Source organism: Nostoc sp. JL23, from assembly GCF_017115065.1.
GTDB classification, from domain to species: domain Bacteria; phylum Cyanobacteriota; class Cyanobacteriia; order Cyanobacteriales; family Nostocaceae; genus Nostoc; species Nostoc punctiforme_A.
The window spans coordinates 1-9,524 of the sequence record NZ_JABXKN010000023.1; the positions used below are offsets into that span (position 1 = coordinate 1).

General features: G+C 41.0%; 7 protein-coding genes. 5 read left to right on the forward strand and 2 right to left on the reverse strand.

The window, feature by feature from the left end:
• The first annotated feature begins 334 nt into the window (after nt 1–334).
• The 3 genes from HWQ42_RS03465 (at nt 335) to HWQ42_RS03475 (ending at nt 1,481) form a co-directional block, all read left to right on the forward strand.
• Nucleotides 335–688, forward strand: a complete 354-nt coding sequence (locus tag HWQ42_RS03465; RefSeq protein WP_292809347.1) for a PadR family transcriptional regulator — start codon at nt 335–337, stop codon at nt 686–688.
• Complete coding sequence (locus tag HWQ42_RS03470; RefSeq protein ID WP_292809350.1) at nt 573–1,160, forward strand: hypothetical protein; 588 nt, start codon at nt 573–575, stop codon at nt 1,158–1,160. The genes HWQ42_RS03465 and HWQ42_RS03470 overlap by 116 nt, the downstream gene beginning before the upstream one ends.
• 96 nt (nt 1,161–1,256) lie before the next feature.
• Nucleotides 1,257–1,481: a hypothetical protein gene (locus HWQ42_RS03475; protein ID WP_292729760.1), complete on the forward strand. Its 225-nt coding sequence runs from the start codon at nt 1,257–1,259 to the stop codon at nt 1,479–1,481.
• Between the two features lie 3 nt (nt 1,482–1,484).
• On the opposite strand, the gene rsmH is transcribed toward HWQ42_RS03475, so the two are convergent.
• Both rsmH and HWQ42_RS03485 read right to left on the reverse strand, forming a co-directional pair.
• Nucleotides 1,485–2,369: a 16S rRNA (cytosine(1402)-N(4))-methyltransferase RsmH gene (gene rsmH, locus HWQ42_RS03480; RefSeq protein WP_292809353.1), complete on the reverse strand. Its 885-nt coding sequence runs from the start codon at nt 2,367–2,369 to the stop codon at nt 1,485–1,487.
• Nucleotides 2,370–2,487: 118 nt separating this feature from the next.
• A complete protein-coding gene (locus tag HWQ42_RS03485; RefSeq protein ID WP_292809356.1) occupies nt 2,488–6,249 on the reverse strand; it encodes an NB-ARC domain-containing protein in 3,762 nt (1,253 codons plus the stop codon).
• Nucleotides 6,250–6,717: 468 nt separating this feature from the next.
• On the opposite strand from HWQ42_RS03485, the gene HWQ42_RS03490 reads away from it, so the two are divergent.
• Entirely contained in the window at nt 6,718–7,533 is an 816-nt protein-coding gene (locus tag HWQ42_RS03490; protein WP_292809358.1) for a SnoaL-like polyketide cyclase, read from the forward strand.
• 539 nt (nt 7,534–8,072) lie between these two features.
• A complete protein-coding gene (locus HWQ42_RS03495; RefSeq protein WP_181928560.1) occupies nt 8,073–9,257 on the forward strand; it encodes an NAD(P)H-quinone oxidoreductase subunit H in 1,185 nt (394 codons plus the stop codon).
• Nucleotides 9,258–9,524: the final 267 nt, after the last annotated feature.

Below are 9,524 nucleotides of genomic sequence, written 5' to 3' on the forward strand. Positions count from 1 at the left end.
CACTTGTATAGATGACTTTGAAATCCTTATTAGTTTTTGTTAGGAAATAAGGTGCGTTTCCCCTGGTTAACAGATCGTTGTTTTGGTAAAGCCGATATCATTTCCCGAAAGGAATTGCTCTGCAAGTTTTAAAGTGTTAGCAGCAAGTACGGCTTGCCCAAGGTGCATAGATGTTTTACAGCAATTATCAAATTCTTAAGATATACTCTTTTTAAGATAAAAGTCTTGCTGCCCCATGACAAGGGTTGTAACAGCGAGTAGGCTTGTTGCCCCATTACAGGGGTCGTAACAACGAGAAATATCTAATTTTACTTAGAGAATAATAGTCGCAATTATGACACTAAATCAAAGCGAAATACTCAATAAAGGCTCAACCAATGCCCAAGTTTCACCACGAGAAGAAATCGTCTTGCTCGCACTCTACAACAAAGAACTCTATGGTCTCCAAATCCCGCAGGCTATGGAAGAGGCTAGCGGCGGTAATACTAAGATGGGGATTGGCACCCTTTACCCTGTTCTCCATTCTCTGGAAAAGAAAGGGCTTGTCGAATCCCGTTGGGGAGATGAAGGGCGTGAAGAACGAGGTGGAGCAAGACGGCGCTATTACAAACTTACAGGTAGCGGCGTTGCGACTCTCGAAGCCGTCCAGTCTTTCCGTTCTAACCTACTTACTTGGCAACCGAGTTAGTGGGACAGCAGGCACAGAAATTGAAGATAACGATTGGGAATTTACTATAAAAGAAATTCAACTCAAGACACAACACCTGGAAGTCATAACATCTTTCAAATCAGAGGAAGCTATCAAAGTTGTCGAAGAGTTGATAGTTCAGAAAGTGGTGAAAGACTTAGAAGACTCAGTAGAAAATTTAGAGAAGCTCTCTAAATTAAAGAAGAGATTACGCAAGTATAAAAAATCTGAACCTGCTGAAACTTGGGCTAGTAGGTGGATAGCTTCGCCAATTGCTTACCTCTTCCCCCCAGAACGACGTGAAGAATGGCTAGGGGATTTGTACGAAGTCAATAGGGAGATGCTGCACAAAGACTATCCTCGTTGGCAGGTTAATCTTAATAATGTTTTGAAAACTGTCATCCTGGTAATTTCTGCTTTAAAAATCAGGCTATCAGATTTCTTCTCACTAGGTAAAGTCAAGAGCGAGTAGAGGAAAATCCATTTTCAAGGATGGCGTAGAGTAATGTACCACAACGCCATTTCCCTTTTATGAGATATACCCTAACGGGAAATGGAGATATATAGGATGAGCAAGCCTAATTTTCATGCAATGAGTCAGAAAGAGCTACATGATTACGTTCTTGCTCACCGGGAAGATCAAGAAGCCTTCTACGCTTATGTGGATAAGCTGCATCTCGAAGGTAATTGGATTGAAATGCCACCGTTACAGTCAGAACAAGATTTAGAAAATTATCCTCAGTTCATTGAGCGTATTCGCAGCAGTTCTGAGCCACAAGATGGAGCAGTTTAAGGCTTACAGCAGCTTTTCTGCTATCCTCAGTTTGGCCGATCGCGATCGCGGATTCTGACTAATTTCCTCTTCTTGTGCAATAATTGGCTTTTTTGTCAAGACTTTTAATAAAGGTGAATTTCTTAAACCATGCTTCACCGGGCGATCTTCTAGGCTGTGAAAACTAATAATTGCAATTCTACCGCCAGGGACAAGGGCATTTGGTGCTTTATCCAAAAAGGTTTCTAGGGATTTTAACTCATCGTTGACGACAATTCGCAGAGCTTGAAAAACACGGGTAGCGGGGTGAATTCTACCATAACGATATTTGGGAGGAACAGAAGAAGCGATCGCTTCAGCTAATTCTGTAGTCGTGTGCAACGGTCGCCGTTCTACAATACGACGAGCAATGCGCCGCGATAATCTCTCTTCACCGTACTTAAAGAAAATATCAGCTAATTCCGCTTCATCCCAATTATTAATCACATCAGCAGCAGTTAGCGATCGCCCTCTATCCATTCGCATATCTAAATTTGCAGCTTGGCGAAAGCTGAAACCCCGTTCTGCTTGGTCTAAATGGTAAGAACTTACCCCCAAATCGGCTAAGATACCGTCGAAAGTGTTGGGGGGAAACTCATAGTCAGCAAAATTGCTGTAAATAAATTGTACGCGATCGCCAAACTCTGCCAATTCTTTCCTCGCTGCTGTTAAAGCATCCTCATCTTGGTCAATTGCCGTTAATTTTACATCTGGTGCAGCTGCTAAAATCAAACGGCTGTGACCTCCACCGCCTACCGTCGTATCAAGATAATGACCTCCGGAAGATACAGCTAGACCTGCAATTACTTCTTGCGGTAACACTGGTAGATGGGAAAATATCGGTTCTTCAATAGCTAGCTGACGATTCATGAGACTTAGGGCACAAAACCACAGATGAACTTTAATTATGTATTCTTTTGTTTGTGTCTTTGTGTGTTCCTAGTTAAAAATAGTTTTTAAACCACTAAGATACTAGATACGAGCGACTTCACAGGCTTATTGCCCCCAGCGCTTTGAGATTGGCAATCATCGCAGTTGTTAAACCTGTAACCCCTTTAATATTTATGCCTTCGTAGGGGCGATCGCTTTTTAATGTTTTCAGGCAATTATCTGTATTAGGATCATAAAGCTTGATCGTTTCAGCATTGCCACCACAAGCTAGCAAACCATTGGGACTAAAAGCCAATGACCATACTGAACCGATATCAGCCAAAAATGTTTTGATGCACTCACCATTTTTCATATCCCAGAGCTTGACAGTACCATCTTTACTGCCGCTAGCTAAGGTTTCTCCATCGGCACTAAAGGCAATTGAAATTACAGCTTGCCCATGTCTGCCAAAAGTAGTACAACATTCACCAGTTTTGATGTTCCACAGCTTGACGATGCCCATAGTATTCGCGCTAGCTAAAAGATGACCATTGGGACTAAAAGCAATGATATAACCTGCGGGTTCCTGTATATTTTGGTAACATTCTTTACTTTCAAGATCCCAAAGTTTGATTGTCGAGTGACCGCTACAACTGGCAATTGTCCGTCCATCGGGACTAAAGGCAACAGAAAGAACTGCACCAGTATGCCCCACAAAGGTGAAGAGACATTGACCAGTTTGACAATCCCAAAGTTTGACGGTGGGTAGGCGTAGCCCGTCGTAGACATCGCTACTACCACTCGCTAAGATTTTGCTATCTGGACTAAAGGCAATTGACCAAATACTATCTGTATGACCTTGTAATATCTTATCTGGAAGTTGACTAAAATTACTCAGTTGGTTAACTCGCCAAAGTCTAATAATACTATTGACATTACCTATATTGCCACAAGCTAGTATTTGTCCATTAGGGCTTAAAGCCGCACAATTCAGCCAATCTTGATAATCATAAAAGGCTTGGATACACTCACCTATAGTCACATTCCAAAGGGCAATAGTATGTTGACTACCACTAGCAAGAATTTCACCATTACTACTAAATCCCACTGAATTTACAAAGTCAGTCCGTCCCCGCCAAGTTTTCAAACATTTGCCATTTACAACATCCCAAAGCTTTACTGTCCGGTCTACACTACCAGTTACTAAATTCCCAAAATTGCTAAAAGTAAGACTGTTAATTGCTGAGATATGTCCTGCTAAAGTTTGTAGATATCTTCCCGTTTTAATATCCCAAATATTTACGGTTCTATTGCCACTGCCGCTACTTGCTAAAGTTTGACCATCGCGGCTAAAGGCAACTAATGAAATATAGCTACTATGTTCTTGTAATGTTTGAATAGGCTTGCTAGTAATTACATCCCAAATGCTGATAATTTTAGCTTTTACACTACTAGCCAAAAGCTTACTATCACTAGTAAAGGCGATTGACAAAACTGCTCCACTTTCTCCCTGAACAGTTTTTAGACATTTACCAGTATTCACATCCCAGATATTTACAGTACCATCTAAACAACCAGAAGCGAGAATATGACGTTGAGGTTCGTAAGTGATTGAAGTAATTCGGTTGCTGTGTTCGATAGCTAAGACACAGTTACCTATTTCAATATCCCAGAATAATATCTGCTTTTCTGTACAAGTAAACAGGTTTTTTCCGTCTCGACTAAAGATAATATTTCCAACTATTACCCCATAATTTGAGGGTAAGGTCAATAGACATTCACCCGTAGCAACATCCCACAATTTAACAGTTCTGTCTACACTAGTACTAGCAAGTTTTTGACCATCTGGACTAAAAGCAAGAGACATTACTATATTGCTATGCCCTTGGAAATTCAAAAGTTGCTGATTCTCCCGCCATCGCCACAAGCAAATTTCACCATTAATACTTCCCGTTGCTAAAAGTGCATCGTCGGGACTAAAAGCTAGACCAAAAATTATACCAAAGGTTTCAGTAAAAACTGATTTAGCAAAATTACTATTTTCAAAATTGACATGATTTAATATATAATTCTGGAGGTCAGCTTGCCAAATCGTTAGATGAGAAAAATCTTGATTACTGATTTTTGCTGACAACTGACCAAGTAAATTAATCGTATTACCTGCCATGTAGCCAGTTATGTAAGGAGACTGTCCGCGAAATTGGTTGATAATATTAGTAAGTTGTGCTGTAATTTGGCTAGAGTTTCCTAGCAGCAAGCATAAATTATTGATAATAGGTTTGAGAATCAGCCGAATTTGACTATCTTTGACATAATCAGGTGATGTGGCTTTGATTAAAGCAAAACTTTTGAATAATGAAACCTCTCCTTTGACCTGACTTTTCACGTCATGTGGAAAAGCTAACGCGGAACCTAACCCCCCGGCCCCCTTCCCGACAAGGGAAGGGGGAGAATTCAAAGCCTCTCTCCTGCGAGGAGAGAGGTTTAGAGAGAGGTTTTCGAGATCCCGTGAAAAGTCAGCTCCTTTGACAAGCTCTTGACAAACTCGATCGATGAATTTCATAGTTATGTACTCCATAACTACTGGTTGTAGCGTGAAGCAATTGCCATGCTTGCTAATCAGCGAAGGTGTAGCTTTCTCAATTAGAGAGCGTCTTAAGAGAGATTCTATTGTTTCTAATAGCTTTGATGTAGTGCTTGAATCTAAAATATCTTCTTTTAGTTCTGTTATGCCAACTGCTTCTCGATTGATAGCTAGCCAATATATTAATGATTGTTCTAATTCAGTTAAACGCTGAAAATGCTGTTCCATTAACAGGCGAATATTTCCAAATACTCCTGGGTCTTGAGAGATAAATTCAGAAATATTTCCATTAAATAAATCTAAAACTGTTGTAGCAATAATTTTAAAATAAAGCGGATTCCCAGCATAGTTAATAATTAATTTTTCCCAATCTGCATCTGTACCCCCTGTAACTCCTTTACCTCTAAAAATTTCTTGGATTTCTGAGATTGTCAAACCCGTAATTTGTAAAGAACGAACCAGTCCTTGACTACTTTCAATCGCTGCAAGTTCTTGAGATTTTTCTCGGGAAGTGAGTAATAAGCAACTTTGATGATTAACTTCTCCTATCTGGCGAAACAGTTCGCCGTAGCCTTCGTAGTCTTCCCGATATAAACCTGCATAATTACCACCTTGAAAAATCGATTCGGCGTTATCGATAACTACAAGACAACGTGATGAACGCAGATATTCAAGTAGGCGATTGATTCTGTAGGGAATGTTTTTTGGTAAATCTGTTTCTTCCCCATTGGACAAAAATTGTATTAGAGTTGCTAGCATCTCTAAAAGTGGCGGAGCATTGAGAAGACTTTGCCATATTACGTAATCAAAATGTTCTCGCAGTTGTTGAGCTAATTTGACTGACAAAGTAGTTTTACCAATACCACCAAGGCCAATGAGTGTAATTAAACGACAGCGATCGCTAATTATCCATTGTTCTAGTTGCTCTAATTCTTGCGTGCGCCCATAAAATACTGACACATCAGGGGCTTCACCCCAATTTTGATTTGAGCAAGTGATAATTTCTTGCTGCTTAACCGATATAATTTCTGGCTTGGCATAATCACTTTTGTGCAATTCCAAATCAAAAGCCCTGAAAAACCGTTCTAAGGTGCGCCTATCCACCCCTGCTTCCCGATCCGTCACCTTAGAAACTGTGGATGGATCTAACCCTGTGCGATCGCTTAAGGCTTCAATAGTATAAGCGACACCAAAATTTTTCTCATTCTCCCAGTTTCGTTGCGCCTCTTGGAGTCGCTGCCATCCTAATGTTGTTAGTATGACTCCACGTTTACTTCTTGACTGCTGCTGATTCATTAGGGTGTAATTACTCGCAAGAAACACATAATACAGAATCGGCTATGAAGTAACGAGATGTCTGTTTCATTCGTTGCCTATTTCTCAAAGCACTAGCTAGAGACGCATATAAAAATCCTGAAGTTCAGGATCTTTTGTGATTGTAATTAACCTCGCCAATCACAATGCTGTTGTTTGTTGATAATCCTGAAAGCTTTGCTAACAAAAACTTTCACTATATTGTTTTATCAAAATTTACTTGAAATTCGTTAACTTCCAGAACTTCCCTGGTGTTGGCTGGCTTCAAAGTGCAATTATTGTCGTAGATGTAATGACAGGCAGTTCTAATACCACAGTTGATTATTTCTTAAACTTGTACTCAAAACTGTATAGGTTACTACTGCCAAATTAGAGGGGTTATCACTGCGAAATCTGAGTGTGTATCGGTATTGACAGTTGTTTCACAGTCACATTTGGGCAGAGGTATTTATGAGTTCAATTGACAACAATAATCTTCCCCTTTGGGTACAGAACAGAGATACAGTTCTGGAATATAGTCAGAATGTTCAATGGCGCTATGGTAAAAAGCCAGATTATACTCGTTCTAATGAAAAGTTAGCCAGTGAAAGTAAATACAATCACCCTCAAGGTTCACTAGCGGCACTTGTACAAAATTTAGTGCGAAGTTTTGATGTTGAAGCAAATTTCAAAACCAATCCTGCTGAATGGTTGACTATTGTCCAAGACAAGTTTCGCATGAGTACCAATGGTGGAACTGAATACACAGTTGCAGATTTAGTGCAATCAGGTACTTATAAACTGTTGATTGGTAATACACAATATTATCGAGCTTCTGAGGAAAATTTTGAAACCTCAACCAATCTATTTCATACAGCATTTCCTGATGGTTTCTTGTGGGAAGTAGTGGAAATTTATTCAACACCACCAACCATTACTTTCAAATGGCGACACTGGGGATATTTTCATGGTGCATATAAAGATTATGCACCTACTGGCCAGATGATTGAGGTTATTGGCATAAGTGTCGTTCATATCACAGATGATCTCAAAATTTTGTCTTTAGAACACTATTACGACAATAATAACTTTCTAGACAAATTGACATCTGGTGGCAAATTAGCAAATTTGTCTCAGTCAAAACAAGCAGAAGGCGGAATACAACCTCCTGGTTCTCTATATCAAAAGTTCTGGGCTTTCATCAAGCAAATTTTCATAAAAAGAAAAGAACTCGCAACTCCAAACTTGCCAGCCAGTTCTTGTCCTTTTGCTGCTTTGTTGAGGTAATGTGAACCACCCAGCCTTGGCTTCGCCGTTCCCATTCCCGTAAAGAAGGGTAGGCTGGGTTCCTAGTTTTACCGCCTCCCCCATTCTCCGCATCTTGCTTATAGCGTTTCTCGTTCGGATGCAATACACTTTGACCTCTCTCCAAACCTCTCTCCTAAAAGGAGAGAGGCTTTGAATTTTACTCCCCAACGCTAGAAGGGAAGGGGCTGGGGGTTAGGTCTGTATTCTATGCAACTGAGAACCGCTATATAAAAAAATCCGATGCCTTAATTAAGTGCAGATCAAGCTTCCATATAATAGTTGAAGAAGTGCAACAAAATTAAACATCAAGTAAAGTCCCTCCTCTGTCACTCCCTCTCCAACATACCCCTGTATGGGCAATACATTATAAACGCCTTAAGGGCAGTTTTCTTAAAAGTATTGCTCCTGCAAGCTTAACTTTGGCTTGGCAGACTAGATAAATCGGGTCTGGTTGGCATCTACGCGGTTCAATTCAAAATGGCACGCTACACGAATACAAACAGGAGAACACGAAATCTATGACCAGACTAGAAACCCGCACTGAACCGATGGTGCTAAATATGGGGCCACACCACCCCTCAATGCACGGGGTTCTGCGGTTAATCATGACTCTGGATGGTGAGGATGTCGTTGACTGTGAACCGGTCATCGGCTATTTGCACCGGGGAATGGAAAAAATTGCTGAGAACCGCACTAATGTAATGTACGTTCCTTACGTTAGTCGCTGGGACTACGCTGCGGGAATGTTCAACGAAGCTGTCACTGTCAACGCCCCAGAAAAGCTTGCAGGTGTCGCTGTCCCCAAACGCGCTAGCTACATCCGCGTCATCATGCTGGAGTTGAACCGCATCGCTAACCACTTGCTATGGTTTGGCCCCTTCCTCGCTGACGTAGGCGCTCAAACTCCCTTCTTCTACCAGTTCCGGGAACGGGAGATGATTTATGATTTGTGGGAAGCTGCTACAGGTTATCGGATGGTGAATAACAACTACTTCCGCGTTGGTGGAGTAGCAGCCGATTTACCTTATGGTTGGGTAGATAAGTGTCTGGAATTCTGCGAATACCTATTGCCCAAAATTGATGAGTATGAACGCTTGGTAACAGATAACCCCATCTTCCGGCGACGTGTTGAGGGTATTGGGACTATCACTCGTGAAGAAGCAATTAACTGGGGACTTTCTGGCCCAATGTTACGCGCTTCTGGTGTGCAATGGGATTTGCGGAAAGTTGACCATTACGAATGCTACGACGATTTCGACTGGGATGTACAGTGGGAAACTGCCGGTGATTGCTTTGCCCGTTATGTAGTGCGGATGCGGGAAATGCGCGAATCTGTGAAGATTATTCGCCAAGCAGTTAAAGGACTTCCTGGTGGCCCTTACGAAAATCTGGAAGCAAAACGTTTAGCCGCAGGTAAAAAATCTGAGTGGGACGCTTTTGATTACCAATTCATCGGTAAAAAAGTTTCCCCCACTTTCAAGATGCCCAAAGGTGAAATCTATGCCCGTGTCGAAAGTGGCAAAGGTGAATTGGGAATTTATTTGGTTGGCGATGATAATGTCTTCCCTGCACGTTGGAAGATTCGCGCCGCAGATTTTAACAACCTCCAAATTGTTCCACATTTACTACGCGGCATGAAGGTTGCAGATATTGTGGTTATTCTCGGTAGTGTTGACGTAATCATGGGGTCTGTGGATAGGTAGAGTAAATATCTATCTAAGTATTTTTTAGAGCAGTTGTATTATGCAACTGCTCTTTTTTTTATAATTTTTGAAGACGCGATAAATCGCCGTCTCTACAAAGGATTGATTATTGTACAGACGGCGATTTATCGCGTCTTTGTTATATTACGTAAAACACCGAAATGAGAAAGCAAACTGGGGTTTGAATAAGTAAAAGCTTATTTTGCTTGCGGAAAACACCGAAATGAGAAAGCAAACTGGGGTTTGAATAAGTAAAAGCTTATTTTG

What these genes read in the sequence shown, in the direction of transcription:
- HWQ42_RS03465 (WP_292809347.1), top strand. Translation starts at nt 335, where the DNA reads ATGACACTAAATCAAAGCGAAATACTCAATAAAGGCTCAACCAATGCC.
- HWQ42_RS03475 (WP_292729760.1), top strand. Translation starts at nt 1,257, where the DNA reads ATGAGCAAGCCTAATTTTCATGCAATGAGTCAGAAAGAGCTACATGAT.
- rsmH (WP_292809353.1), bottom strand. Translation starts at nt 2,369, where the DNA reads ATGAATCGTCAGCTAGCTATTGAAGAACCGATATTTTCCCATCTACCA.
- HWQ42_RS03485 (WP_292809356.1), bottom strand. Translation starts at nt 6,249, where the DNA reads ATGAATCAGCAGCAGTCAAGAAGTAAACGTGGAGTCATACTAACAACA.
- HWQ42_RS03490 (WP_292809358.1), top strand. Translation starts at nt 6,718, where the DNA reads ATGAGTTCAATTGACAACAATAATCTTCCCCTTTGGGTACAGAACAGA.
- HWQ42_RS03495 (WP_181928560.1), top strand. Translation starts at nt 8,073, where the DNA reads ATGACCAGACTAGAAACCCGCACTGAACCGATGGTGCTAAATATGGGG.